This is a genomic window from Rhizobium sp. WSM409 (genome assembly GCF_057653825.1).
The window spans coordinates 596,593-623,534 of the sequence record NZ_JBYGKP010000003.1 but is presented as its reverse complement, the minus strand read 5'-3'; the positions used below and the strand labels follow the sequence as shown (position 1 = coordinate 623,534).

Below are 26,942 nucleotides of genomic sequence, written 5' to 3'. Positions count from 1 at the left end.
TTCACACGCACGCACAGGTCCACACACACCGGGAATCTCTATGCAATAACCAAATAAATTCAATATGATATCGCATGGTGCAACTGACTTTGAGATAAAGGTCATCGCCAGTATTCCGGCAAGTCCTTGACATCGCTACCCGGCTCGCGCGGCATCGATGATGAACAAGCCACATTTGTATGTCAGCGAGCAGCCGCAAGACTGGCGGTCAACGGCGCGCCGGAGGCTTCACCGCGGCCCGCCGCTGCAGCGCGAAGCGCGCTGCCGAGCAGTTGACATCGGGAACGAGATCGTAGGTCTGTTGGTAGAGGGTCAGCGCCAGCGTTTTGTTGCCGCGGTTTTCCGAGGCAAGGGCTGCGAGTGCCGTGCGCTTGTAGGCCTCGACGATCGGCTCGGCGGCCTTCGCCAGCGCGGCGTCATCAGACGGTTCGGCGGCAAGCGAAAGGGCGGCATAGGTTGCGTCGCCATCCCTGCCGACACGGCCGCCGACTGCCCCGTTGAAGCTCGCCTCCGAAACCTGGCGCATGCGCCGGGCATTCTTGATGCATGTCGGAATGCGGCCGGCTTCCGCATTGATGCGTTCTGCCGTTGGGCCACCCTCCGCGCTGCCGCTGTCGGAGAGGATTACGTAACCGATGATGCCGACGATGGCGAGATAGGCGACACCCATGCCGGCGAGGAAGGCCGGCTGCTTGAGGAGCGACTTTTTCGGCTTGTCGTCACCTGCCTTGGAAGCCTCCTTCTTCGGCGCCTCCTTGGCGGCGGCCTTGACGACGAACTGGAATTCGACGTCCTTGCCGAGGCGGAAGCTGTCGCCGGCTTTCAGCGAGGCCGTCTGCAGCAGGGCTTCGCCGCGCAGCATGATCGGGTTCAGCCCCATGCGGCGGATGATGAAGCCGCCGTCGCTCTGCCGCTCGATGCGCGCATGGATCGGCGCAAGGAACGGATCGTCGACGACGATATCGGCATTAGCAGCCCTGCCGATCGACATTTCCGGCCGGTCGAGCACATGGCTGCGGCTCTGGCCACCGGGACCGGTCTGCAGAAGGCTTGGTTTGTTTCCGCGAAAGAAGGAAAAAAAGGCCATGATCAGAACATCCCACTCGACATCATCTCGACAATTGCAGGCGCCAGTACCAGAAGCAGGATCGACACGACGATCATCATCGCCGGCATAACGATCTTGGCCTTCAGCTTTTCACTGGCCCTGTCGGCCTTTTCCCAGCGCCGGAAGCGTAGGTCGCGCGCATGTTCGCGCAACAGCTCGACGCGGTTGCTGCCCTCGACTTCGCCCTGAATGACGGCGCGGATGACGCGGATGACCTCCTCGGCGGTCATGCGGCGCTCCAGACGTTGCAACGCCTCGATCATGCCGGTGCCGAGCGCCACGTCCTTCAGCGTCTGTTCGATCTCCTCGCTCATGACAGTGCCGGGTGCGGCTTCGGCATAAAGCCTCAGGCTTTCCGGCAGCGTCGCCTGCGCCTGCTGCGTCATGACGACCAGATCGAGGAAATAGGGAAATTCGCGCGAAATGCGTTCCTTGCGGTCCTGCGCCTTGTCGTCGGCGACGACCCAGAAATAGATCGCGGGGATCAGGCCAAGGATCAGCCCGGCCACGAGCCCGCCGATCACGCTGCCGCTGGCAATACCGAACAGCAGGCCGAGCACGACGAAACCGAAAAGGCTTAAGACCACGAGAAGCGCGATATATTCCCGCCCCGTGACGCCGCCGAAGGGCCGGCCGCCATAGATCAATTTCTGCTCCAGCTGCGCGCCGTAATCAGCCAGGAGGGTCTCGAAATGCGTCAGCACGAATTCGACCGGCGTGCGCATGCCGATGCTATCGACGATATTCGGCGGCGGACCATCGCCACCTGCGGACCGGCGCACCACCTGAATGCTGCCGAGCATATCGCCGATCCACCAGACGAACAGCGCAGCGGTGATCCCGGCAAAGACGATGGCGATCGGGGCGAGGGGTATCTGAGACATCAGACAGACACCTTCATCATCGAGCGCATCCAGAAGAAACCGGTCGCGTAGAGAATGGCGCCGACGATCGCGATGACGATGCCGATGGCGTTGCCGAACACCTTGTCGATCAGTTCCGGCTGGCCGAAGAAGATCATCAGCATCATGAACAGCGCGCCGCCATTGACGACGCGAAAGTTCATGCGCGCCTGCGACGACGAGGTCGTGATCTTCTGATCGAGCTTCCAGATTTCCTTGAAGGATTTCGACATTTCGGTCAGCGGCTCGGAGATGTCACCGCCCTGGCGGGCAAAGAGACCGAGGGCTGCATCGACCATCTTGAAGTGCAGGCTCGGCACGTTGCGGCCGTGGCGGTCGAGCGCCTCGACCAGGCCGATGCCGAGCTTCTGTTCGCGGGCGATGCGCTCGAACTCGCGCGAGGCCGGCATCTGGCCGGTATCGGCTACCGCATTGACGGCGATGGCGAGCGGCTTGCCGGTGCGCACCGCCGAGACGATCTGGTCGACGGCATAGGGAAGCTGCGATTCGATCTGCAGCCAGCGACGCTGCAGAAAATAACGGATCATGCCCTTGGGGAGGAAGATGGCGACCGGGATGGCGATGACGATGCCGAAGATCGGCCCGAAGATCAGCGAAATCACGATGAAGACGACGATCGCCGTGATGCCGTAGGCAAGGATCATCGTATAGGGTGGAACGGCATCGCGCCCGAAGACCTGCGCCGCCTCGCTGGCCAGCGCAATGTCGCGTTCGGTGGCGCGCAGCAGCGGCGCCGGCCAGCGCACCGGCGCGCCCCAGACGAGCAGCCCCGCCGTCACAGCGCCGAGGGCGACCGTAAAAATCTGCAGAATGCTGATATTCATCGCTTCCCCCTCAGACGAACATGTCCAGTTTTTCGATCTCGCCGTCGTCGTTGAACTCGACGAGCTCGGCGACGAAGCTCGGTAGGTAGCCGGTGAAGGCATGCACGGCCTGGCCGCCGGCACGGCCGACGAGATTGAAGATCGGCTCAACGATGATGAGGCCGGTATCCGGATCGATACCGATCACCTCCGATATTTCGGTGACGGCGCGCCGACCATTTGCCAGGCGGTTCAGCTGCACGACAAGTTCGACCGCGGCAACGATCTGCTGGCGGATCGCCATGACAGGCAGCGAGCTCTGCCCCTGCAGCACCATCACCTCCAGGCGGGTCATCATGTCCTGCGGCGTATTGGCATGCGCCGTCGTCATCGAGCCGGCATGGCCGGTGTTCATCGCCTGCAGCATGTCGATCGCCTCGGCGCCGCGGCACTCGCCGACGATGATGCGGTCGGGACGCATGCGCAGCGCGTTGCGCACGAGGTCGCGGATGGTGACGCTGGTCTCCGACTCCGCCGTCTTCGGCCGCGATTGAAGATAGACGACATGAATGCCGTCGAGCTGCAGTTCCGACGTGTCTTCGACGGCAACGACGCGCTCGCCCACCGGAATGAACTGCGACAGGCTGTTCAAGAGCGTCGTCTTGCCGGAGCCGGTGCCGCCTGAGACGACGATGTTCTTGCGGGAGCGGACGGCCGCCTCGAGGAAGGCGCGCATCGGCTCGCTGAGCGCGCCGGCGGTCACCAGTTTGCTGATATCGAGCCGCGACTTGCCGCCGAACTTGCGGATGGTGAGGCAGGCGCCCTTGACCGCCAGCGGCGGAATGACGGCGTTGACGCGAGAGCCATCCGGCATGCGGAAGTCGGCCATCGCCTCGCTCTCGTTGATCGAGCGGTTGGAATCGACGGCGATGCGCTCGATCACCTTCATCAGCTGCCGCTCATTGGCGAAGGCGAAGGGATAGCGCTCCAGCAGGCCGAATTTTTCGACGTAGATCTCGTCGTAGCGCGTCACCATGATTTCCGAGATCACGTCGAGATCCATCAGCTCGGAGATCGTTCCCCAGCGATACATCAGCTCCTCGATGCTGGAGCGCAGGTGCATATGGGCGATCTCATAGCGGTCACCGGCGTTAAAAAGCGCTTGCCGAGACTGGAAAGCTGCGCTGAAACGGGTGTCGAGCTGGGCAAAGTCCGCGCGGGTGGATTCGAAGTTGAGCTTGAGCTGCAGCGCCGAAATCAGCGCCTTGCCGACGTCGAAGAGGCGGCGATTGTCCTGCTCCTCGCGCGACAGGCTTGCGGCATTCGACGATGCGTCGCGCCGCCCCGTTCGGGCAATGCGTTTGGCCAGCCACCGATAGACGGCGTTCTTGATGACAAGGATGACGAGATCCTGCTGTGCTGCATCGAGCGCCTCCTTGATGAACATGTCGAGGCGTTCGCGGATGCGGTTTCGCGTGTCCTCGCGGCCGAAATCGGCGGATTTCACCAGCCGGTCATATTGCGTGTCCTTCAGCAGACGTTCGTGGATTTCCATCTGCAGGGCGAGCACGCGTTCCTGATCGGGAAATTGCGTCACCACCTCGGCGGCCGCGGCCGGCTCGACGAGCTCGATCGTGACATTCGGCACCCAGATCGACATGCCGGCCGAGACTGCAACCGGGGTGCCGGCCCGAAGCGGCTGATCGTCGACCCGCGTCGGGTTGCGTCCGTGATGCTGCACCGACCATCCCTGGCCGGACTTCCGCAGCACGAATTGCGGCGAAGAGACGTGGCTGCCCCGCAACCGCACGACCCCCGCGCCGGCGGGCAGCGTCAGCGTGCTGCTCTCGCCGACGAAATAGGTTTCGTTCGCCGAGAGCGGGATGACCTCTCGACCGCTGCCGTCCTCATAGGAAATCTTCAACAGCATGGCTTATTCCCCCGCGACGGTCACATGCGCGTCCAGTTGATGCTCGGCAGGTCCTCGACGGTATTGTCGGCCGGATTGCGCAGCACGAGGTTTAGGCTGCCGTTCGACTGGCCCATGGCAAAAATCAGCATTTCGGCTTCCGACGGCGTCACTTCGACGGTCACATTGTTGTAGGTGCTGTTGGCCTTGGTGACCGCACCCTCCGCCGTCGTCGCCGCGCCGACGGCCAGAACCTTGACATTCTGCAGGAAGGTGCGGGTGACGACGCGGGTACGCGAGCTGATGCCGAGTTTATAATCCTGCGCCTGCTTGCGGTAGGCGTTGACGTCGTTCTCGTCGGCACCGGGATACTGGGTGAGATAGTTCTTCAGCATCTGTTCGACCGGCGACTGCGGCTGGGCTGGAGCCTGCGGCTGTGCGGCTGTGGCCGGCGCCTGGCCCGGCACGGCAGGCTGACCTGGCAAGGCAGCGGGCTGGCCGGGAGCTCCCGGCTGGTTCGCGGCGGCCGGCGCCACGGGCTCGACCGGTTCGTCGACCGTGCCGAGGATATCGACATAGCTGCCCGGCTCGACGAAATGGCCGACGGCCGCGGCCGCGTTGACAGGGAGGGTCAGCGCCCGCTTGCCGGGCGCGATCATCGTCGTCAGGCGTCCGCCGTCGGTATCGTCGAAATACTGAAAGAGCAACACGGAGCCGGCCGGAATATCGCTCGCAGCCGTCCTGTCCTTCAGCCATTCCTGATAGGCGCTGGCGGCGGGAACCGCGAGTTTGGCCAGCGCCCCGAAGCTTTCCGGCAGCATCACCGGTTCGGCGAGCATGTCGGGCGTGATCGCCTGTCCTCGCGTGACCTTCCTGTCGGGCTGGAGCCGCATGAAGGCATAGGCCACCTGCTCGTTCTTGACGCTCTCGGTCCAGAAGTAGAGCAGAACGCCGGTGATGAGCCCGACGATGACAGCCGCGATGAGCTTCCAGTTCATGGTGTTATTCCTTCGACGAAGGGTTGCCTGATTTGAATGACTTCGACGGTCCGGCCGTCGGTTTTGCTGCGAGTGTACAAAACATTGGCCTCGACGCTGCCGCGCCGGCCATAAAGTGCTGTGACCCCGCCGCGCTGTGCCGGCGGCGTCTCGATGGTAAAACCGTCGCGGGCAAGCAGATCGGCGCGCTGATCGGACCAGCGCACGGCCGAAAGCGTGCCTTTCGACACGACCGTGCGCGACGTGTGGCTTTGGTCGCGATCGCCGATATCGCTCAGCACCTCGACACCGGCCGGCGGACGCAGCGACATCGGCAGCTTGCTGACATCGGCGGGGGCCGCAAAGGCCGGCAGCGTCGAGGCAACATCCTCGAAGCGGCTCATCAGCACCTCGGTCCTCGGCGCATCGGCGGGACGGCGGATCATGATCGAGACGCCCGGGATCGGCGCTCTTGCCGAAGGATTTTTAGGATCCTGCCGGCGGAGATAGTCGAGGGCCGCCTCGCCGTCGCCGTCGAAGAACCGCACCACCACGGCGAGATCGTCGCGGATGCGGCTCGTCTTCGGGACGATCAGCATGTTGGCGGCAATGACCGCGGTCAGTTCTTCCTTGTTATCGCTCCTGGGCAAGGCCGGCCTTGTATTGGCGGCCAGCACCCGCAGCCATTCGTCGGTGATATCGGAAATGCTGCGATCGCTCTGGTAGGGCGTGAATTCAAGCGGCTGGCCGTTGATGACGAGATCGCGCGGCGCCCGCTCCGGCGCGCCGAGGATGCCGGCCAGCATCGAGTTCAGCGTCACTTTGAAATCCTTGTAGATTTCGGCACGGACCGGTGTGGCCACGGCGACGGCGAGCCCGATCACCAGCACCAAACCAGTGAGATGGCCGGCAAGGTGACCGGCGAGACGAAAGGAGATGCGCGCGCCCTGCATCATCTTATTTCGCTCCCGGGAAGACGCCGTCGAACAGATCGCCGGAATCGTCGGCCACATCGCGGATTTCCCGACGCAGCGTCGGATCGTAGCCACGGCGCGTGGTATCGTTGTTGTGGGAGGCAAACAGCGTCGAGTCATCAACCGTGAACGCGTCCTTCCAGCGGAGGCTTCTGATCGTATCGAGATCATCGGAATCCCTGAACTTGTAGACCCGGTCGGCCGTCGCGGTGACGAGCTGCGGCTTCTCATTGGCGAGGTCGCCGACCATGTCGCCGAAATCGCGCCCGTCGCTCTTCAAGGTATTTTGCACGTCGTCCCAGACAAAGGTGCGTTGCGGGTCGCCGTCGCCTTCATGCGATGGCGTGCGCGCGCAGCTCATGGCGTCGCCCCCGGGCAGTGCCGGCAAGGCCGGGATCGGGAAGACGTTCGAGAAATCCGACGTGCAGTCCAGCCCATTCGCTTCGGCGAAGGCGGCGTTGCGCATCGCAAGCATGGTTCCCACCTTCTTGGTGGAAATCTTGTTGGCGTGGATGACGAAAATCACGATCAGCAGGATAACTGGCGCGGCAAGTACGAATTCGATCGAGGCGAGACCGCGCCTGTCGCGGTGCAGCCGCATCAGCAGCCCGCGGCCTGGAAGACCGCCCGTAGGCTCAGTGTGTGTTGACGGCAGCCCAGGCATTGGCTCCTCCTCGGTCGAAGACGCGGGTCAGACCGGTAAAACTGTCGGCCGCCGGGCTCTGCTTGATGGTGTTCGAAACATCGCCGATATCGTCGGCTAGCGTGGCGGGCGCAAGCGATGCCAGCCAGTCCTGTGTGTAGAGGTCGAAGGCCGTGTAATTGTGGACCCAGCTCTGCGCGAGCGCATAGGCCGACGGTGTCTTGTCCTTGAAGATGCGGATCTGCAGCCTGGCGCGCGGGGCGCGCGAAACGATCGCCAGCGTCTGGTAGTCGTCGAGTTGCTCGCCGCCGAAAGGCGTGAAGTTGAAAGGTGTGCGTCCCTTCAGCCAGTAAGGCTTCGGGAAGGAAACGACAGGCAGTGCGCCTGCCATCGAAATCGCAGCACCCGCCGGGCTGCAGACCCCATCCCAGATCGTGTCGAACTTGCGGGTGAAATCATTCTCGTCCTTTGTCTGCGCGTCGGAATAACGCGGCGGCACGTCGATCGGCAGCTGGAAGGGATTGGTGACGCCAAAGCCGACGCCGAAGACCTTGTCCGCGAGCCAGAAGCTGACGTCGAGCGCTGCTTCTTCCAGCCAGCTCAGATCACCGGCATATTGCTCGACGATCGCCTTGAACGGTACCTTGCTCAGGTAAGCTGGGCCGAAGGCTTCATAGAAGATGTAGAAGTTCACCAGCGCATCGTCGATGCCGCTTTCGTGGTTCACCCAGTCGCGAATATGGCTGCCATCGACGCCGCCTGCGGTCAACGGACCCTTGCCGTTGGGGAAGCCGCGGTTGGCAAACTCGCCGCGCATGAGGAACGGGTCCTGCCCTTGGGTGCCATAGGTCATGGCAATGCACATTTCAGCGTAGGCCGAGGCGGGATTGATGCCGTCGCGATCGACCGGCAGATTACCGCCCGCACCCTCTCCGGCGTTGTTGCAGGACTCGCAGGGCGGATGGAAGACGACGTGGTCCGACTTGTTCAGGCGCACCAAATGCAGGGCCTCGTTGCCAACGCGCTGCGGGAAGCTTTCGACGAGATAGTCGTTGAGGTCGTTCATGGCGTCGATAATGTCGCTGGACTTCACGATGAGGCCCCAGGGATCATAATCGAGCTGTGCTTTTACCGTATAGCCAATCGCCAGGCCGGCTTCCGTCGCCCGGAACCCCTGGAAAGCCAGGCAAGCGCCGTAGATGATGCCACCGACGATCGGCACCTTCTGCCAGCCCGGGCAGTAGGGCATCGGCGGAAGCGGCGGCAGGAGCGACGCCGGCCCGAAGCCTTCGGTGAACGAATATTCGGCGAGTTTCGCCAGAATGGCGGCCGAGCGCACGGCCAGTTCCGCCGTCGTCAGCTGGAAGGCGACCGAGGTCGCCATGACGACGGTTGCCTGCGAGGAGGCGACGTTGTTCATCGCCATGATGTTGAGATAGCGGGCTTCCCAGTCGGCATGGACGAGTGCGGCGGCATCGGCCGTGTCCTGCGTGCGCTGCTTGTCGTAGATCATCTGTCCCGTATTCAGGATCCAGACGATCATCAGCGCGAGCGCGATCGTCATGTAGAGAATGATCGGTGACAGGAAGCCGCGTTCGTCGCGGTGCAGGCGCTTGATGAGGGTCGGTGTCATAGCAGGTTCACCTCCGCCGTCGAGATCGTGTAGTAGCGGCCGTCCTTCCTCTGGCCGCGGGCAAAGACCCAGCCGGCATATTCGAGCAGCAGGAAGCGCGCTTCCACCTTGGCGGTGACCGGCACATGCGGCGAGCGGTTGATGGCCGCATAGAGCGCCATCGGCGCGCGGTCGACGGTCACGGTGACGTTTTGCGGGTCGAACATGTAGCGGGCCTGGTTGCGCATTGCGCGCCAGTTCTTCGAAAGCCCGGAGGCATCGGCAAGGTTTTTCAGCGCATCTTCCGGCGGCTGGCAGGCGCCGACGCATTTCAGCTGGTCGTAGGGTGCGGCCGGGATCAGCGCCAAGCGGGCAGCAAGATCGGCTTTGCCGGCAGCAGCGTCGTCATCGCAGGTCTTGACGTCGATTAGGCTTCGCAGCGTGATCGGCAGGGCCGGGCAGAAATAGACGCGGGCGCTGCGGGCCGCCGCATAGGCGGCATAATGGGTGAAAAGGTGGTTTTTCGCCAGGATGGTGAACTGGAAGACCACGAACATGAAGAAGACGAAGACCGGCGTCACGAGGACGAAATCCATCATCGTCGTGCTGCCGGAGGTATCCCCGTGCAGCTCCGATATCCGGCGCCGGCGGGCGGAAAGCCGCGGCAGCAGCAGCATCGAGGCAAGCAGCAGCATGGCGATCGCAAAGGTACCGAGGAGCGCGCCGTGATCCTGAGGGACCCAGAAGGTCCGCGAGTGCAGGATCGAACTCCAGAAGGCACCGTCGAAGATGGGGCGTTCGAGTTCAGCGCGCATTGCCGTTACCTCACGAATGAAAGAGGGGTGAAATCGGGCATGAAAAGGCACCAGAGAAGTCCGAGAGCAGCGGCAACGCCGAAGCGAACGGTATGATGGGTTTCGCGCGGCTTCAGCACGGAAGCGGCATCGCGGAAACCGGCAGGCAGGAGAAGCGCAAACAATCCGACCGTTCGGGCCAGCACGCTCCACTGAACACGCCGCGCCATGGAGAAAACGGCAATCACGCCGCCGACCATCAGCGATGCAAGGGTTACGTCGATGGCGGGCCAGAGGCCAAGAATGGCGCCGAGCGCCGCCATCAGCTTGACGTCGCCGCCGCCGCAGCTTCCGGCTGCGAAGGCGATGATGAAGATCAGGCCGGCTGCAAAGAGGCCTGCGAAAGCAAGCCCTATCCCCGCGAGACCGCCGCTGACTGCCGCCAACATGAACCCGCCAAGCAGGCAAGGATAAGTGACGGCGTTCGGGATATGACCGTGGCGATGGTCGAGCACCGCCGCGGTCATGGTGCAGGCGACGGCAAGAGCCGCCGCCGCAGGCATCAGGGTCAGATCATAGGTCGTATCCATGATCCCGACCCACTTATTGACCCGGCTCAGGAATTCTCTCGGCATCCGAGAGCGCCGTGTTCTTTTCGTTGAACCATTCGCCGATCTGTTTGCCGAATGCGAGCAGGATCAGCATCAGCGGAATGACGATCAGGGCGACGGCCAGGACGATCTGGGCCATGTCGCCGCGTTCGTCCTTGTGAAGTGCAATTGCGAGAGTCTTGAGTTTACCAAACATGTGAGTACTCCTCATTCCCAGGTTTGTTTCGGTTCGAAGCCTTGGTGAAGATGAACCAAGCATACGCTATCGATCCGAACGAGCATGTTGCTCGATCCAATGATATTTTCTGCTTCAGCTTATCTTCCCCGGCGGCCAACGTTTGTTGAGCAACACCATTAAGACCCAAGAGTGCGCCCAAGGCCAGCCCTCCGTCAAGCAAACGAAACGAAGGGTTCCAAATGTCTTGGAGGCATCGGCGGCAAAGTCGCAGTTGACGCCGGGTTTTTGCAACTAACCTTTTGAACAGGCTGACGTTTTACCTGTAGAGAAGAAGTTTTTGATGGTCCTTCGCGGCTTCGTCTACTGCTCCATAATTGGCCAATTCTTTCAAAGCGATAGAAGAGAAGGCGTACCGCGGGCAGAATCACCGCCCGCGCGGCGCCCGACCATGGCGTTGTTTGATGATCTGGATTAAGCTTTCGTCAAATGGTGGATATCGCCCGCCAGTCGATCCGGAGAGAGAATGATGGAAACGATGAGCAGCATCTTAATACTTGGATTGGTCCTCATTCCATTGATGATGTTCTTTCCGACCGCGGTTCAGATGATGGCGACGCTGTTCGGCATGAGCACGGTCCTGGTCGGGATGCCGCTCTGATGAAAGCCGTATCCGACGACGCTGCCGAACAGGCGACCTTCCAGGTCCTGACCCGGGCGCTGGACAAACTGCTTGGGCCGATCCGCTTTCTCCTCGATGATCCGAGCGTGTCCGAAATCCTGATCAACGGCACATCAGACATCTTCGTCGAAAGGCGAGGCAAGCTCGAACGCGCCGATACGCGTTTCGCCAGTCGTGAGGATCTGGAATCGGCCGCGCGCAGCATCGCGCAGTTCTCAGGCAAGCGGCTGACGCCGGAGGAACCGAGCGTCGAGGCCCGTCTGCCGGATGGTTCGCGCGTGCAGATGATCCAGCCGCCCGCGTCGCGCACCGGGCTCTGCATCTCCATCCGCCGTTTTTTGAAAGAACATCGCAGCATCCATGATCTCGTCACTCAGGGCAGCCTGACCGACGAGTCGCTGACGCTGCTGCAGGCGGCCGTCGGGCTGCAAAAGAACGTCATCATCTCGGGCGGCACCGGCACCGGCAAGACGACAATGCTGAACGCGCTGTCGGAAGCCTTTGCCGACCACGAGCGCATCATCGTCATCGAGGACACGTCGGAACTGCAGATCCGAAAGGAACACGTGGTCTATCTCGAAGTGACCAAGCCCGACCGGTTCGGCCGCGGCGGCGCCAGCATCCGCGACCTGTTCCGCTCGTCGCTGCGCATGCGGCCCGACCGCGTCATCGTCGGTGAGTGCCGCGGTGGTGAGGCGCTCGATATGATCCAGGCGATGACATCAGGCCACAGCGGCAGCCTTTCGACGGTGCATGCGAACACGCCCTATGACTCCCTGCACCGGCTGGAAACGCTGGCGCTGATGTCTGATATCGACATGCCGCTTCGGCCGCTGCGGGCCCAGATCGCCTCGGCGGTCGACGTCGTCGTGCAGATCGCCCGCTTCAAGCGCACAGGAAGGCGCCGGGTGGTCGAGATTTCCGAGATCAAGGGCCTGAACAATGACGGCCAGTATATCGTCGAAAGCATCTACAGGCTCGAGGGCGACGGCCATTCCAATCCCGACGGCGCACTGCTGTGGACCGGTGTCGTACCGAGCTTTGCCGCCGATGCGCTGGAGGAGCTGCAAGGCGCGGTGCGCCCCGAATGGGTCGGCACCGGCGCGCTGCATACACCTTAAACCTATTGGCGGATGCTACCTGGGGCTGTCTGTCCGGCTCTCGAAGCATCCGCTCGAATTCCCCACTGCCGCGTTCCGAACAGGCACCCATCCACTGTCCACGTAAGATCCGCGACGACAGACACCTAGGCAGCAAGTGGCGTGGTCCCCTTGGCGCTCGATCCGCATGGACAGGTCCAGCTTCGATCATCGAGCTATATATTGTGATCGGCTGGACCCCAGCGCAGTTAAGGCTCTGGGCTTTAAAACTTACCGGTGAGCATGGTGCATTCGAGGGAAGGCAAGCCTAGTTGCCTTCCCCGGTGTTTACTGGCGCTTTTTGCGCCAGGGCGCGTTCTTCTGCCAGTCGCCGGCCATGATGCTCCCGTAAGGGACTACTTCGTCGACCACTTCGGCGAGGCCGTAGTGCTCGATCTGCGCCCGAACGTTCGCAGCGCTCTTGTAGGCACTCGGCAGTTCCGACACATCGGCGAAACCAGAGAAGAACCGCGCGTCGAGACCGCTTGTTTCCTTATCCAGAATAGCCGCGATGTTGTTCGGGCTCAGACCTCGCGAATCCGCCCCATACTCCACAGACAGTTGCCTCATATGCGCGCTGCGCGAAAAGTTGCGGCCAGCGCCATGCGGCGAGAAGCCGAGGCCATGGGCAGCGTTCGAGCCACGAACGATCAGGATCGGTTCCGCCATATTGAGCGGAATGATGGTCAGATCGGTCGCGTCATGCGCCCAGTTGTCGAAGGCAGGGGTGGCACCCTTTCCGTGGTAGAACAGCCCGTCCGACTTCCGGAAGACGAAATTATGCTCGTTCCAGAATCGGTCCGCGACCTTGACCGAGAGTCTTTCCGCCGCCAGGTCGTGAAGGACATAGTGGTTTTCCTTCGTCCACTGGCGGATCGTCTGCAGCGCCGACCAGTAAAAGTCACCTTCCTCGGTATCCGCCGGAATCCAGGCATTTTCCCTATGCGTCTCGGGTGAAATGTGCTCCCGAAACCGGTTGGCGACCTTCATGCCCTTGTCGTAGAGCCGGGCGCCCGGTGCCCGCGATCCATGGTGGGTCACAAGTGCGGTTTCACCGGTCGACTTCATCGTCCCGACATAGGCAAAATGATTGCCGTCGCCCTGGGTCGCGAAATGCTCGATGCCAGCGCTCAGCGCACCGTCGCGCAGATAAGGATTCTGCTCGAAGGCCGAAAGCGTCGCCTCGGAAGGTCTGATCTGCGCGCCGCGCGGACGACCGCCGGGACCGAAATGCGTCACGGCATGCACGGCATCCAGAAGCGACTTCGGGTCTGTGCCAGGAAAGATCGAGATCGCCATGGAGCAGCAGATATCGGCCGAATGCATGCCGGGATGGATTGCTTCGGACGCGACTACGCCGCCGACCGGGATCGTTCCGACCGGACCAGCCGGGCAAGCGTCAGGCATGATCGCCGCGGAACGGACGACCGGTGTGCGCACCAGCGCCCGCATCGTCGCGTTGACCTTCTCGACATTGTCCTGTTCAAAGGCGTTCTCGGCACGAATGTTGGAATAGATCTCGATATCGTTGTCGGCCCTCAAGGCGAGCGTTGCCCCGGGCTGGAAAGCCTTTGCCGCTTCCAGCGCATCTGTCACCGAGCCACCCTTGCTCAAAACCGCGTTGGCCGCGTCGAGAGCCGGGCGAAACCACTTCCCCTGGCTCATGCCGGCATCGATCAAATCCTGTCCGCTCATTACCACTATCATTGTCTTTTCTGCGTCTGCAGTCCTTCTTGTTCAGTTGCTTTTCTTCACACCGCCTGCGCGACGAGCATTGCCGGAGATCTATCTCGCCGCACGCATTCCATGAACATGGCGCGATGCGGCCCCTGTAGTCACCGGCGGCATTCGCCCAGGGCCCTACCATCGTCCCGGCGACGAGATTTGGCAGGACAGTTTACTGAGCTACGCGCTCCTTTCGGAAGCGCGGGATGATTTGAACACCCGACCTGCCCGCCGGAAATCCGAGGGGCCGCTCTACCTGTAGTCCTGCCGGCATTCGCCGAGTTATTCCGTCCCTGTGGAACAGGGATAGTGCATGCCATGCAGCGGCGACGAGGGTGGACGAAACCGGATGGCCCCGCTCGTGCCAGAGAGCGTATGCCCAGGAGGAGTCGAACCTGCCAGACCATCCAATGGTGGCGGCTGTAGTTCCGTCCGGCATTCGCCGCTGCATTTGGCTATGGCGACTAGTGTTTAAGAAACTTCCCGCTACCAAGGGGACGTTCAATCCCTCGCAGGGTTCGAACCTGCCGCGGCCATGTAGTTCCTTTTGCATTCGCCATGTCATTCCATTCGTCCGTGACGACGAGGTGTGGTGAAACATCCTGCTCTATCCGCTGAGCTACGGGTCCATGAACTGGAGGACCCGACGGGATTCGAACCCGCGACCTGGAGATTAACGATCTGTAGTTTCATCCGGCATTCGTCACGGCCCCTCGCGCCGTTCTCGGCGGCGCGAGGGTATTGCTTCCTGTGAGCTCGTCAAAGCTCGATCGCCTCGATGGCTTTCACCCAGCCATCCACTCCTTTGCTATCGGCCGCGAACGCCGTGATCACCCCATAGACGGCATCCGAGAAGCCACCGATGTTGAGCACATCTTCCCGCGTCGGCGCCTGTGTCGTGGCATGGGGCTGGATATCGAGGCAGACCAGCTTTGCAGCCGGGTTGAACCGCTTGATCCTCGCCCATTCCGTCATCACCGCCGTCGGCTGGCCGCGCCTGCCTGCATCCACCCAGGACTCATTGTCCGAGATGAACACCACGAGATCGACCTTGGCCGTCTCGTTTGCCAGCGTCTTCAGCGGTGCCGAGCAATTGGTTCCGCCGCCGCCGATTTTCGCCAGCTTGCTGGCATTGGTCATCACCGAATCCCGCTTGTTGAGGCTGACGTGCACCACGTCATTCTCGAACGGCAGCACCCGCGCCTCCGGGTTGCGCTGCAGGAACGCCGCGGTCATCAGACCGGCGACATCGATGCAACGAACCGAGGACGTCGCGCCCTTCCGGTAGCCGGTCACGGGCGAGCCCATGGAACCGGACACGTCGGGGCAGAGCACCACATTGCCCATCAGGGACGGCACATTGGCGATGGCGATATCCATCGCGTCCTGAAGCGCATCCCGCACGACATCCGGAACCTGGCCATCGACCATCTTCCACGCCATCATCAACTGATAGGGGAAGACCTTTGCCTTGCGGATTTCCTCCGGATCGGCAAGCCGCGCCGCCAGCGCCTCGGCAAAACCGTCGACCTCGAACACGCCGTTGCGTGCAAAGGTGTTAAGGTTCTGCCGCACCATCTGCCAGCCGCCCTTGCGGGCGATCTCGACCCAATGCTCCTGCGTCAGCGGCAGCGAGGTCAGCATTTGGAACGGGACGTCGGGCACTGGCACCGTCTGGTCACGTCGAAACGCTTCCAATGCCTTGACGAGCTCAGGCAGTGCCGCGTAGTCGTGTGGCTTGCCGATCGCCCAGGCATAAAGCGCCTTGCGCTCCTCGGTCGCCGGCTTCGGATGCACCATGCGGATGACGTCGGCGAGCGAAGGATCGTTTCCGACTATCGCACGCAGGATCTGCTCGGTGCTGGCCCGTTCGAGCCACGCCTGCACCACCTTCTTCGGGCGTGTGCCGAGCGACTTGCGACCGGTGGCGCCGGAGCGCATGACCTGCACGAAGCCGCGCAGCATCTTGCCGTTCTTCACCACCCGCGGGAATGCACGGGCGAAGGCATCGCTCTGAAGGCTGGAGAGCATGGCGAGCAACGTCACCGGCATATCCTTCATGTGACCCATTTCAGCCGCGTAGACCGCCACCCTGGCGAGGAACTCCGGCTCGACCTGAAGGGCAAGCGTCTTTACCGCGTCAAGCTGCTCAGCTCCATCCGCATAGAAGGTGCCGTTGAAGGTGCCGGTAACAGCATATTGCGCCAGCGCCTCGCGCGGCGTCAGCTGGTAGGCCGGGGCCGCTTCGTGATTTTTGGTAACCGTTCCCGGAAGCAATTTCCCGAAGTAGGTTTTGAAGATTGCCTTGTTGACCATGACAGTACCTCTTGTTTGGTTCGTGCCAGATACATTTCAAGACGCGTGCCAGTTTGGAGAAAGGAGCGAGAGATACACAATATTTCGTGCATCTAGCTGTTTTAAAAAGAGAAATTTTTATGCCCTTGTCGAACGCAATCATGAATTGCGAAAATCGATATCCCGATTATATTATCGCAAATTATACTGTTTTATAATTTTGGATAAGACATGAAGCGTCGCGTCGCCATCAGCATATTGGGAACTACCCTGGATGCAGGGAAATGGGAAAATCGCTGGAGCCGCTGGCGGCCCAATGTCGCGCTCTGCCAGCAACCGGGCTTGTTTATCGACCGGCTGGAACTGATCCACGACAACCACTCGCAAGCTCTCTGTCACCGTATCGTTGCCGACATCGAAACCGTGGCACCGGCGACGGAGGTGCGGAGCAACGTCATCAACTTCCGGGACCCCTGGGACTTTTCGGAGGTTTACACGAACCTCAGGGACTTTGCCCGCAACTACAACTTCGACCCTGACACGGAAGACTATCTCGTCAACATCACTACCGGCACTCATGTGGCACAGATCTGCTGGTTCTTGCTGACCGAAGCCCGCATCATTCCCGGCCAGTTGTTGCAGCTCTCGCCGCCGCGCGATCGGGAACCGGAGCAGGATTTCGCCGGCACGCATCGGATCATCGACCTCGACCTTTCCCGCTATGACGAGATCGCCAAACGCTTCGCCTCCGAGCGCGAAGACGCCGCCTCGTTCCTGAAATCGGGGATTTCGACCCGCAGCGCCGCCTTCAACAGAATGATCGACGAGATCGAGAGGGTGGCGATCCGCTCGACCGCGCCTGTTCTCCTGACCGGGCCAACCGGTGCCGGCAAGTCGCAACTCGCCCGCAGAATCTACGAGTTGAAGAAGAGCCAGCGTAAGGTCAGTGGTCCGTTCATCGAGGTCAACTGCGCGACCCTGCGCGGCGACCAGGCCATGTCCACCCTGTTCGGCCATGTGAAAGGAGCGTTTACCGGCGCTGCCGGCGAGCGTGCCGGCTTGCTCAAGTCTGCCGACAAAGGCGTGCTGTTCCTCGACGAGATTGGCGAACTCGGCCTTGACGAACAGGCCATGTGCCTGCGCGCGATCGAGGAAAAGAGGTTCCTGCCCGTGGGCGCTGATCGGGAGGCGTCCGCGGACTTTCAGCTGCTTGCCGGCACCAATCGCGATCTTGGCGAGGATGTCCGCAAAGGCAGGTTCCGCGAAGATCTCTATGCCCGCCTGAACCTCTGGACTTTCCAGCTGCCGGCCCTGCGCGAGCGCAAGGAGGACATAGAGCCCAATCTGGACTTCGAGCTCAGGCGCTATCTGGAACGAGAAGGCGAAAATGTTACTTTCAACAAGGAAGCACGCGAACGCTATCTTACCTTCGCAACTGGCCCGCAAGCCGTCTGGAGTGCCAATTTTCGCGACCTGTCGGCTTCGGTTACCCGCATGGCGACCCTCTCGCCGCATGGGCGCATCACGACTGACGTCGTTGATGATGAAGTCCGACGGCTGAATGCGTTTTGGCGCAGCTCGGGCGACGGCGGCACGGTAGATCTGATCATTGAGGAAGTGCTGGGTGCAGAGTCTGCTGCCAACCTCGATCGCTTTGACGCAGCACAGCTTGCCACTGTTCTTCATAGCTGCCGCCAACATGCCACGGCGAGCGCGGCGGGCAGAGCCTTATTTGCGATCTCGCGATTGGAGAAAAAGAGCAGCAACGACGCCGATCGCCTGAGTAAATATCTCGCGCGGTTCAGTCTCAGATTCGAGGACATCAAGAAAGCAGGATAAGGGCTATGTGCTAGGCGTGAACGCCAATCATCTCTTTCGCTCATGAGACAAACCATTGGCGGTTGCCGTCGCCACGACCTAAAGCGCTCATCGACGATTTTGACAAGGGAACGAAGCCATTCGTCCCCTTAACGTCGTCCCTGATGTTGCGGGTACTAATGGCCTTATCGGCTATCCTTTTCGGCGCTCGCCGCCATTTGGGTGAGATCGTCCCACAGGCTTTCGGCAAAACTGCGCAGGACCGTGAGTTCGAAGCTGTCATCGCCGGTGCGGACGATCTGCACGGAGAGATGACCGACCATCGTCATGGCCGAATGGCCTTCCGGAAAGACGGAAGGATCGAGATCGACGGCGGTCCCCCTTGAGAGAAGTGCGCGCGAAGAACGGCCGGAAACGCCGATACGCACGCGCCCGTGGCTCTGGTCCATGACGAAAGCCTTTCCCGCAAGTGCTGCCGCGAGAGCATGGAGGCTGGCGGGCACGAGCGGCTCGTCGCCGGCGACGAACCATTGCCGGAAGCCTGCCTTACGGATCGAACTTTTCGCACAGCCTGCTTTCACCAATTCTGCGGCGAGCGCGGTGGGCTCGATTGCGCCGAGCACATGCAGGAGATGGCCCTCCGGCAAGGCTTCCAGCCGGACGCCCGCCCCTGAGATGCCTTTATATGCTGCCCCGGCCAGAACCGGCTTGTGTTGCGGAAGATCACGCATGGAGCTTCTCGTTTTCGGGATCGATGAAGACGGGATGGCAGAGCACCGCATCGGTGAATTCGTTGCGCAGGCCGTTCCAGACCGTCACCTTTTCACCGATGCGCTCCGGCCCACGCCTGACGAGCGCCAGGCCGATCGTATGGCCGAGCCCTGGCGAAAAGGCGCTTGAAGTGACGTAGCCTTGGTCGTTTTCGAGGGTCGCCGCAACGCCGTCGGCGAGAATATGCGAGCCGGTGCGGAAACCGGTCGCCGGATTAAGCGGCTTGACGCCGACAAGGCGCTGCCGCTCGGGATCTTGCAGCCCTTCGCGGGCAAGCAATGCCTTGCCGATGAAATCCGGCTTGGTTGATGAAACCATGCGGCCGAAACCGAGGTCGCCAGGCGTCACCGTGCCGTTGATTTCGGCATGGGTGACATGGCCCTTTTCGATGCGCATGACGCCGAGCGCTTCGGCGCCATAGGCGCAGATGCCATGTTTCTCGCCCGCCGCCATGATCGCATCCGCAACGCCTTCGCCGTAGCCGGCGGGCACCGCCAGCTCGTAGGCGAGTTCGCCCGAGAAGGAAATCCGGAAGAGCCGCCCTTCAAGTTGGCCGCCGAACAGGGAGACCTTGCGCGCGCTCATGAAGGGGAAGGCTGCATCCGACAAATCCTCGTCGACGATCTCCTGAAGAATGGCGCGCGACTTCGGCCCGGCAACGGCCATCTGCGCCCATTGATCGGTCGAGGAGGCGAAGCAGACGTCGAGTTCCGGCCAGAGCGTCTGGGCGCAGAATTCGAGATGGGTCAACACGCCGGCGGCAAGTGCGGTCGTCGTCGTCATGAAGAAATGCTCGTCACTGAACCGGCTGGTGGTGCCGTCATCATAGATGAAGCCGTCCTCACGCAGCATGATGCCGTAACGCGCCTTGCCGACAGCGAGCTTGGCGAAGCCGTTGCAATAGATGCGATCGAGGAAGGTCGCGGCATCCCTCCCTGATATTTCGATCTTGCCGAGGGTCGAGACGTCGCAGAGGCCGGCATTCTTCCGGATGTTCAGCACCTCGCGGTCGACGCTTTCACGCCATGTCGTCTCTCCGGCGCGCGGAAACCAGGCGGACCGGTACCAGAGGCCGGTTTCGACGAAGATCGCGCCATTCTTCTTAGCCCAGCCATGCAGCGGCGATTTGCGCGCCGGCTGGAAATGTTTGCCGCGCGACGCCCCAGTCAAGGCGCCGAAGGAAACCGGCGTATAGAAGGGCCGGAAAGTCGTCGTTCCCACATCGGCGGGCGACACGCCGCGCGCCTCGGCAAGGATGCCGATGGCGTTGATGTTGGAAAGCTTGCCCTGATCGGTCGCCATGCCTGATGTGGTGTAGCGCTTGGCAAGCTCGACATGACCGTAGCCTTCGCGGACGGCGAGGCCGAGATCCTTGAGATGCACGTCGTTCTGGTAATCGACGAAGGCCTTGCCCTTCGAGCCCTTGACCGACCAGAGCGGCTTTGCCTGTGCAGCCGCCTCGGACGCCAAGGCAAAGGCCGGTTCCGCCGCCGCGAAACCGATCGCCTTCAACGCGGCAACTGCCTTTGCGGCGCCATCACCGAGGCAGGTCGCGGTTTGCGCAAGGCCGGCAGCCGAGCCGGCAACGGTCAGACCTTCCTGCTGGACAGGCGCCAGAAACGCCGAGGCTTCGTCCGACCATTGCGGTTTCGCACCGCGATGGCAGGCAAGATGAATGATCGGGCTCCAGCCGCCCGACATGGCTAGCGCATCGGCTTCGATCCGGCGGGTGCCGGTTGCGGTTTCGACGCTGACGCCGCGCAGGCGCTTGCCGCCAAGCGCATCGATGACCCTGGCGCCCTTCAGCACTTCGGCGCGGCCCTGCCAGCTCGCGGCCGCATCCGCGCGGCTGTCGACGATCGCCGCGACGGTGAGGCCGGCGGCCTCCAGATCGGCTGCGGTTCGATATCCGGCATCGTTGGTGGTGAAGATGACCGTGCTTCTGCCGGGCGCGACCGCCTGCCGATTGAGATAGCTGCGCATCGCGCCTGCCATCATCACACCGGGAATATCGTTGCCGCCGAAGACCAGCGGACGCTCCTCGACGCCGGTTGCAAGGATCGCCTGGCGGGCGACGATGCGCCACAACCGTTCCACGGGGCGTTCCGGATCCGGCATCGCCACATGCTTCTGCACCCGTTCGACGGCGCCAAAGACATTGTCGTCATACCAGCCGAACACCGTCATGCGCGGCAGGCGGCGCACGTTCTCCAGGCTCGCCAGTTCGGCAAGCAGCTCGCCGAGAAGCGCATCCGCCGGCTTGCCGTCAATGGTGGCGCTGTCGGAAAGCAGGCTGCCGCCAAGTTCGGACCCCTCGTCGGCGAGGATGACGCGCGCACCGGCGCGGCCGGCGGTCAGCGCTGCGGCAAGACCGGTCGGGCCGGCACCGATCACCAGCAGATCGCAATGCGCCCAGCATTTCTCGTAAGTGTCGGGATCGGCCTGGTAGGAGGCCCTGCCGAGTCCTGCCGCCTTGCGAATCACCGGCTCGTAGAGCTTTTCCCAGAGGGCCGCCGGCCACATGAAGGTCTTGTAGTAGAAGCCGGCACTGAGGAAGGGCGACAGCAGCCCGTTGACCGCGCCGACATCGAAGCCGAGCGAAGGCCAGCGGTTCTGGCTCTTTGCCGTCAGCCCCTGGTAGAGCTCGATCATCGTGGCGCGCGTATTCGGCTCGGTGCGCCCGCCGCTGCCCGTCGTTACCAGCGCGTTCGGTTCGGCAGCGCCCGCCGTCAGGATGCCGCGCGGGCGGTGATATTTGAAGCTGCGGCCGACGAGCTGGACGCCGTTGGCAAGCAGCGCCGAGGCGAGTGTATCGCCCGGATGGCCTTCGAGTGGCCTGCCGTCGAAAGTAAAACCGAGCGTCGTGGCGCGGTCGATGCGGCCGCCGGAGGAAAGACGGAAGCTCGTCATGCCGGTTCTCCGCCGAGCTTGGAAAGAGCGGCATCCCTGACGCCGTGGACCACATGGGTGACGGTATCGCGTTCGACGATCAGCCAGCGGCGGCATCCGGAAGAGTGGTGCCAATATTCGCTGTGCCGGCCTCTCGGATTGTCGCGCAGATAGACATAATCGAACCAGGCCGCCGCACCGGCATCCGGCGCCGGCCTGATAAGGCCGGCATCGCCGCGGATCGAGAACTCCTCCTTCGGTCGGGCGCCGCAATGGGGACAGGAAATCAAGCTCGCCATCTTAAATGTCCTCAGTGCAGATTGGGCTGGGCGCCGACGCCCTTTTCGTCGATCGGATAGCCCCGCGCGAAGCGGTCGAGCCGGAAGGCGCGGGCGGTCTGATGCGGCGTATTGCGGGCGATCAGATGGGCGTAGCAGAAGCCGGAGGCGGGCGTGGCCTTGAAGCCGCCGTAACACCAGCCGGTATTCAGATAGAGATTGTCCATATGGGTGCGGTCGATGATCGGCGAGCCGTCCATGCTCATATCCATGACGCCGCCCCAGGAGCGCAGATAACGCACGCGCGACAGCGACGGGATCAGCGCCAGCCCGGCTTCGGCGACATGCTCGACCGAAGCGAGATTGCCGCGCTGGGCATAGGAATTGTAGCCGTCGATGTCACCGCCGAAGACCAGGCCGCCCTTGTCCGACTGGGACGCGTAGAAATGCCCGGCGCCGAAGGTGACGACCGTGTCGATGAACGGTTTCAGCCCTTCGGAGACGAAGGCCTGCAGCACGTGGCTTTCGATCGGCAGGCGAAGGCCGGCCATATCGGCGACGACGGTGGAGTTGCCGGCGGCAGCAAGCGCCAGCTTGCCGCAGCCGATGAAGCCCTTGTTGGTCTCGACGCCGGTAATCTGACCGTTTTCGCTGCGGATGCCGGTCACCTCGCACTGGGTGATGATGTCGACGCCGCGCTGATCGGCGCCTCGCGCATAACCCCAGGCGACCGCATCGTGGCGCACCGTGCCGCCGCGCGGCTGGAACAGGCCGCCCATAATGGGGAAACGGGCATTGTCGAAATCGAGGAAGGGCAATTTCCTGCGTACCGCCTGCCGGTCGAGAAGCTCGGCGTCGACGCCATGCAGCCGCATGGCGTTGCCGCGGCGCGTATAGGCGTCGCGCTGCGCGTCGGAATGGAAGAGGTTGAGAACGCCGCGCTGCGAGACCATGGCGTTGAAGTTGAAGTCCTGCTCCAGCCCCTCCCAAAGTTTCATCGACAGCTCGTAGAACGGATTATTACCCGGCAGCAGATAGTTCGAGCGGATGATCGTCGTGTTCCTGCCGATATTGCCGGAGCCGAGATAGCCCTTTTCGAGGACAGCGACATTGGTGACGCCGAATTCCTTGGCAAGGTAGTAGGCGGTGGCAAGACCATGCCCGCCGCCGCCGACGATGATGACGTCGTAATGCGGCTTCGGCGCCGTGTCGCGCCAGGCCGGCGCCCAGCCTTTGTTGCCGCGAAGGCCGTTCAAGAAAATCGAAAGAGCGGAATAGCGCATGGTCACTCCGGAAAGAACAGCTGCATGATGCCAGAAAGAGAAGGGCTGACTTGCATGATAAGGACACAAATCGCTAAGAAAGAGACATGTCCTCTATTGATAGTAGAAATGTCCAGAAAATCGGCTTCATCCTTATCCCGGGATTTGCGCTGATGTCCTATGCTTCGGCGACCGAACCGCTCAGGGCGGCAAATCTTTTGGCCGGACGCGAGATCTATCGACTGCAGATCTTCTCGCCCGATGGCGCGCCGGCGCTCTCCTCCTCGGGCACAAGCGTCCCCGCCGAGCCTCTCCCGGTCAGGGGCTCGGGGCTCGGAACGGCCTTCGTCTGCGCCGGCGGCTTGCCCCGCGACTGGCGGTACCCCGGCGTACTTGCCTGCTTGCGGCAGCTGTCGCGCGAAGGGGTGAGGATCGGCGGCATCTCGGGCGGCCCCTATCTGATGGCCGCCGCCGGACTGCTTGGCGGCCGCGACTTCACCATCCACTGGGAGCATGCGGCCGCCCTTCTCGAAGCCTTCCCGGACCTGACGCCGCGCCAGGCGCGCTTCGTGATCGACGGCAACCGGATCACCTGCGGCGGCGGCATCGCACCGCTCGACATGATGCATGTGCTGATCGCCGAGCGCATGGGGCCGGATTTCGCCCGCCGGGTCAGCGACTGGTATCTGCACACCGAGGTCAACGAGCCCGCTGCACCCCAGCGCGCCTCGCTGGCGCAGCGTTACGGCGTCCATCATTCCGGCCTGCTCAACGTTCTCGAACGGATGGAAGAGACGATCGAGATGCCGCTCGAGCGTGCCGCCATGGCGCGCATCGCCGGCGTCACCACCCGCCATCTCGACCGGCTCTTTTCGGCCCATCTCGGCACCACCTTCCTCGATCAGTACCGCAGGATCAGGCTGCAGCATGCCCATCGCCTGCTGAAGCAGAGCCCGCTTTCCGTCTCGGAAATCGCGGTGGCCACCGGTTTTTCCAGTCTGAGCCATTTTTCCCGGATGTTCCGTGCCGTCTACGGCATCGCTCCGCGCGCGGCGCGGCGGGAATAGGTTTTCTTCACGGTTGAGGAATTTTCACTATGACGATAGGGTTGCCTTCAGACAAAAGAGAAGGCGGCGGTGGAAAACCCATGAAAACCAAGCGTGAAGCGGCAGAGCAACCGGAACAGGCGCAGAGTGGACGCGCTCCCTTTTCCCAGGATCCGCACGCCGTCCGCGAGCCGAAGGAAAACAACCTCGAAATGGCGATCGGCCATGAGGTGCGCGCCTACCGCAAGAAACTCGGCATCACAGTCACCGATCTGGCGGCCGCGACCGGCATTTCACTCGGCATGCTGTCGAAGATCGAGAACGGCAACATCTCGCCGTCGCTGACGACCCTGCAATCGCTGTCGCGGGCGCTCGGCGTGCCGCTGACCGCCTTCTTCCGCCGTTTCGAGGAACCGCGCAATGCCGTCTTCGTCAAAGCGGGGCAGGGCATCGAACTCGAACGGCGCGGCACGCGCGCCGGCCATCAATATAATCTGCTCGGCCATATCGACAACAATACCAGCGGCGTCATCGTCGAGCCTTACCTCATCACATTGACGGCCGATTCCGACACCTTCCCGACCTTCCAGCACGAGGGCATGGAATTTCTCTACATGCTCGAAGGCGAAGTCGTTTACCGCCATGGCGACCAGCTTTTCCAGATGGAGCCGGGCGACAGCCTGTTCTTCGATGCCGATGCACCACATGGGCCGGAGCAGTTGGTCAAACTCCCGAGCAAATACCTCTCGATCATCACCTATCCTCAGCGCAGCTCGAAAGGCTGACTTGCCTTAAAAGAAAAAATCTTTCTTCCGAGTTGAAAACCGAAAACAGACCTGCTAGTCCTTTCTCAACACGAACGGAGGTCTGGTCATGTGCGGAATTGTGGGGCTCTTCCTCAAGGATAAAAGTCTCGAACCGGAGCTCGGGGCACTGCTGTCCTCGATGCTGATAACGATGACGGATCGGGGGCCGGACAGCGCCGGTATCGCGATCTATGGCGACGCCAGCGGCAGCAATGCCAAGATCACCATCCAGTCGGCCAATCCGAAGAAGGATTTCGCCGACCTCGAGGCCGAGCTCGGCCAGGCGGTCGGCGCACCGGTCGCCATCCAGGTTAAGAGCACCCATGCCGTCATCACGCTTGCGAAGGATCTGCTCGATGCGGGCAAGGCAGCCGTTTCTGAATTGCGTCCCAACATCCGCATCATGAGCAGCGGCGACGCCATCGAGATCTACAAGGAAACCGGCCTGCCGAAGGATGTGGTCTCCCGCTTCGCGGTCAATTCAATGGCCGGCACCCACGGCATCGGCCATACCCGCATGGCGACGGAATCAGCCGTCACGACGCTCGGCGCCCATCCTTTTTCCACCGGCTCCGACCAATGCCTTGTGCATAATGGCTCCCTGTCCAACCACAACAATCTGCGCCGCGAACTGAAGCGCGAAGGCATGACCTTCGAAACCGAAAACGACACCGAGGTCGCCGCCGCCTATCTGACGGCAGAGATGGCCAAGGGCAAGAATCTCGGCCAGGCGCTGGAAGGCGCGGTGGATGACCTCGACGGCTTCTTCACCTTCGTCGTCGGCACCAAGTCCGGCTTCGGCGTGGTGCGCGATGCGATCGCCTGCAAGCCCGCCGTCATGGCCGAAACGGAGCAGTATGTCGCATTCGGTTCCGAATACCGGGCGCTCGTCAATCTGCCCGGCATCGAGAATGCCCGGGTCTGGGAGCCGGAGCCTGCAACCGTCTATTTCTGGGATCACCAGAAGGTCGCTTGACCGGCGCCTCATGCATATTCTCCAAGGGTTATCGAAACATGCCTATCATTGATCTTGCCACTACGCCGTTGCGTGAACTCAACAGCGCCCTGCACAACATCCAGAACGGTTCGAACGATCTTTCCTTCGAAGTCGTCAATCCGCGCGGCAGCCATTCGGTTGCCGTCGGCATCGATGCGCCCGTCACGGTCGATGTGAAGGGGTCGGTCGGCTATTACTGCGCCGGGATGAACGACGGCGGGACCGTCACGGTTCACGGTTCGGCAGGTCCGGGTGTTGCAGAAAACATGATGTCTGGAACCGTCGTCATCGAGGGTGATGCCAGCCAGTATGCCGGCGCAACCGGCCGCGGCGGCCTCCTTGTCATCAAGGGCAATGCGGCATCGCGCTGCGGCATCTCGATGAAGGGCATCGACATCGTCGTTCATGGCAATATCGGCCATATGTCGGCCTTCATGGGCCAGTCCGGCCACCTCGTGGTGCTGGGCAATGCTGGCGATGCGCTTGGGGATTCGCTCTACGAGGCGAAGCTCTTCGTGCGCGGTTCGGTCAAGAGCCTGGGTGCCGATTGCATCGAAAAGGAGCTGCGTCCCGAGCATCTGACGAAGCTGGCCGAACTTCTCGAAAAGGCGGGTGTGACCGAAGTGAGGCCCGAGGAATTCAAGCGTTACGGCTCGGCCCGCAACCTCTATAATTTCAATATCGACAACGCCGACGCGTATTAAG

At 62.0% G+C, this 26,942-nt stretch carries 23 protein-coding genes; 6 read left to right on the top strand and 17 right to left on the bottom strand.

The features are described 5' to 3' along the window. Nucleotides 1–208: 208 nt before the first annotated feature. From AC25BC_RS30580 to AC25BC_RS30530, 11 genes are read right to left on the bottom strand one after another with little or no spacing between them, the layout of a single operon-like run. Nucleotides 209–1,087 (bottom strand): FHA domain-containing protein, encoded by an 879-nt coding sequence (locus tag AC25BC_RS30580; protein ID WP_017996887.1) that lies wholly within the window; start codon nucleotides 1,085–1,087, stop codon nucleotides 209–211. Between the two features lie 2 nt (nucleotides 1,088–1,089). Then, nucleotides 1,090–1,992, bottom strand: a complete 903-nt coding sequence (locus AC25BC_RS30575) for a type II secretion system F family protein (protein ID WP_012763624.1) — start codon at nucleotides 1,990–1,992, stop codon at nucleotides 1,090–1,092. Further along, nucleotides 1,992–2,855, bottom strand: a complete 864-nt coding sequence (locus AC25BC_RS30570) for a type II secretion system F family protein (protein WP_012763625.1) — start codon at nucleotides 2,853–2,855, stop codon at nucleotides 1,992–1,994. The genes AC25BC_RS30575 and AC25BC_RS30570 overlap by 1 nt, the downstream gene beginning before the upstream one ends. A gap of 10 nt (nucleotides 2,856–2,865) precedes the next feature. Further along, nucleotides 2,866–4,764 (bottom strand): TadA family conjugal transfer-associated ATPase, encoded by a 1,899-nt coding sequence (locus AC25BC_RS30565; RefSeq protein WP_012763626.1) that lies wholly within the window; start codon nucleotides 4,762–4,764, stop codon nucleotides 2,866–2,868. A 20-nt stretch (nucleotides 4,765–4,784) separates the two neighbouring features. Continuing rightward, nucleotides 4,785–5,741: a Flp pilus assembly protein CpaB gene (cpaB, locus tag AC25BC_RS30560; RefSeq protein ID WP_128439134.1), complete on the bottom strand. Its 957-nt coding sequence runs from the start codon at nucleotides 5,739–5,741 to the stop codon at nucleotides 4,785–4,787. Beyond that, nucleotides 5,738–6,676: a hypothetical protein gene (locus tag AC25BC_RS30555; RefSeq protein WP_113547797.1), complete on the bottom strand. Its 939-nt coding sequence runs from the start codon at nucleotides 6,674–6,676 to the stop codon at nucleotides 5,738–5,740. The genes cpaB and AC25BC_RS30555 overlap by 4 nt, the downstream gene beginning before the upstream one ends. 1 nt (nucleotide 6,677) lies before the next feature. After that, nucleotides 6,678–7,358: a TadE/TadG family type IV pilus assembly protein gene (locus AC25BC_RS30550; RefSeq protein WP_012763629.1), complete on the bottom strand. Its 681-nt coding sequence runs from the start codon at nucleotides 7,356–7,358 to the stop codon at nucleotides 6,678–6,680. Beyond that, nucleotides 7,330–8,970 (bottom strand): TadE/TadG family type IV pilus assembly protein, encoded by a 1,641-nt coding sequence (locus AC25BC_RS30545; protein ID WP_128439135.1) that lies wholly within the window; start codon nucleotides 8,968–8,970, stop codon nucleotides 7,330–7,332. The genes AC25BC_RS30550 and AC25BC_RS30545 overlap by 29 nt, the downstream gene beginning before the upstream one ends. Further along, nucleotides 8,967–9,764, bottom strand: coding sequence for a TadE/TadG family type IV pilus assembly protein (locus AC25BC_RS30540; RefSeq protein WP_012763631.1), 798 nt, complete (start codon nucleotides 9,762–9,764; stop codon nucleotides 8,967–8,969). Before AC25BC_RS30540 ends, AC25BC_RS30545 begins: the two co-directional genes overlap by 4 nt. A gap of 5 nt (nucleotides 9,765–9,769) precedes the next feature. After that, on the bottom strand, nucleotides 9,770–10,333 hold the full coding sequence (locus AC25BC_RS30535; RefSeq protein ID WP_128439136.1) for an A24 family peptidase: 564 nt from the start codon (nucleotides 10,331–10,333) through the stop codon (nucleotides 9,770–9,772). Between the two features lie 13 nt (nucleotides 10,334–10,346). Further along, on the bottom strand, nucleotides 10,347–10,550 hold the full coding sequence (locus AC25BC_RS30530; RefSeq protein ID WP_003548168.1) for a hypothetical protein: 204 nt from the start codon (nucleotides 10,548–10,550) through the stop codon (nucleotides 10,347–10,349). A 468-nt stretch (nucleotides 10,551–11,018) separates the two neighbouring features. Between AC25BC_RS30530 and AC25BC_RS30525 the strand changes: the two genes are divergently transcribed. Further along, complete coding sequence (locus AC25BC_RS30525; protein ID WP_245459822.1) at nucleotides 11,019–12,332, top strand: TadA family conjugal transfer-associated ATPase; 1,314 nt, start codon at nucleotides 11,019–11,021, stop codon at nucleotides 12,330–12,332. Between the two features lie 306 nt (nucleotides 12,333–12,638). On the opposite strand, the gene AC25BC_RS30520 is transcribed toward AC25BC_RS30525, so the two are convergent. Next, complete coding sequence (locus tag AC25BC_RS30520; protein ID WP_128439138.1) at nucleotides 12,639–14,045, bottom strand: RtcB family protein; 1,407 nt, start codon at nucleotides 14,043–14,045, stop codon at nucleotides 12,639–12,641. A 789-nt stretch (nucleotides 14,046–14,834) separates the two neighbouring features. Continuing rightward, the gene (locus AC25BC_RS30515) at nucleotides 14,835–16,391 is read right to left on the bottom strand and encodes an RNA-binding protein (RefSeq protein ID WP_128439139.1); all 1,557 of its coding nucleotides are present in this window, start codon (nucleotides 16,389–16,391) and stop codon (nucleotides 14,835–14,837) included. A 210-nt stretch (nucleotides 16,392–16,601) separates the two neighbouring features. Here AC25BC_RS30515 and rtcR point away from each other — a divergent pair, with 210 nt between their 5' ends. Then, nucleotides 16,602–18,209 carry an RNA repair transcriptional activator RtcR gene (gene rtcR, locus AC25BC_RS30510; protein WP_128439140.1) on the top strand — a complete coding sequence of 536 codons (1,608 nt, stop codon included), beginning with the start codon at nucleotides 16,602–16,604 and terminating at the stop codon, nucleotides 18,207–18,209. Between the two features lie 164 nt (nucleotides 18,210–18,373). Here rtcR and AC25BC_RS30505 read toward each other — a convergent pair whose 3' ends face one another. From AC25BC_RS30505 to AC25BC_RS30490, 4 genes are read right to left on the bottom strand one after another with little or no spacing between them, the layout of a single operon-like run. Further along, entirely contained in the window at nucleotides 18,374–18,919 is a 546-nt protein-coding gene (locus AC25BC_RS30505) for a sarcosine oxidase subunit gamma (protein ID WP_128439141.1), read from the bottom strand. After that, the gene (locus AC25BC_RS30500; protein WP_128439142.1) at nucleotides 18,912–21,869 is read right to left on the bottom strand and encodes a sarcosine oxidase subunit alpha family protein; all 2,958 of its coding nucleotides are present in this window, start codon (nucleotides 21,867–21,869) and stop codon (nucleotides 18,912–18,914) included. Before AC25BC_RS30500 ends, AC25BC_RS30505 begins: the two co-directional genes overlap by 8 nt. Then, nucleotides 21,866–22,147: a sarcosine oxidase subunit delta gene (locus AC25BC_RS30495; protein ID WP_017996899.1), complete on the bottom strand. Its 282-nt coding sequence runs from the start codon at nucleotides 22,145–22,147 to the stop codon at nucleotides 21,866–21,868. Before AC25BC_RS30495 ends, AC25BC_RS30500 begins: the two co-directional genes overlap by 4 nt. 11 nt (nucleotides 22,148–22,158) lie before the next feature. Next, a complete protein-coding gene (locus AC25BC_RS30490) occupies nucleotides 22,159–23,409 on the bottom strand; it encodes a sarcosine oxidase subunit beta family protein (protein ID WP_128439143.1) in 1,251 nt (416 codons plus the stop codon). A gap of 86 nt (nucleotides 23,410–23,495) precedes the next feature. Between AC25BC_RS30490 and AC25BC_RS30485 the strand changes: the two genes are divergently transcribed. The 4 genes from AC25BC_RS30485 to AC25BC_RS30470 all read left to right on the top strand — a co-directional run bounded on the left by AC25BC_RS30485 (nucleotide 23,496) and on the right by AC25BC_RS30470 (nucleotide 26,941). Next, nucleotides 23,496–24,455 carry a GlxA family transcriptional regulator gene (locus tag AC25BC_RS30485; protein ID WP_128439144.1) on the top strand — a complete coding sequence of 320 codons (960 nt, stop codon included), beginning with the start codon at nucleotides 23,496–23,498 and terminating at the stop codon, nucleotides 24,453–24,455. A gap of 80 nt (nucleotides 24,456–24,535) precedes the next feature. Continuing rightward, nucleotides 24,536–25,219 (top strand): helix-turn-helix domain-containing protein, encoded by a 684-nt coding sequence (locus AC25BC_RS30480; protein ID WP_012763161.1) that lies wholly within the window; start codon nucleotides 24,536–24,538, stop codon nucleotides 25,217–25,219. Between the two features lie 88 nt (nucleotides 25,220–25,307). Next, complete coding sequence (locus AC25BC_RS30475) at nucleotides 25,308–26,216, top strand: class II glutamine amidotransferase (protein WP_012763162.1); 909 nt, start codon at nucleotides 25,308–25,310, stop codon at nucleotides 26,214–26,216. Between the two features lie 38 nt (nucleotides 26,217–26,254). Then, nucleotides 26,255–26,941: a GltB/FmdC/FwdC-like GXGXG domain-containing protein gene (locus AC25BC_RS30470; RefSeq protein ID WP_128439145.1), complete on the top strand. Its 687-nt coding sequence runs from the start codon at nucleotides 26,255–26,257 to the stop codon at nucleotides 26,939–26,941. Nucleotide 26,942: the final 1 nt, after the last annotated feature.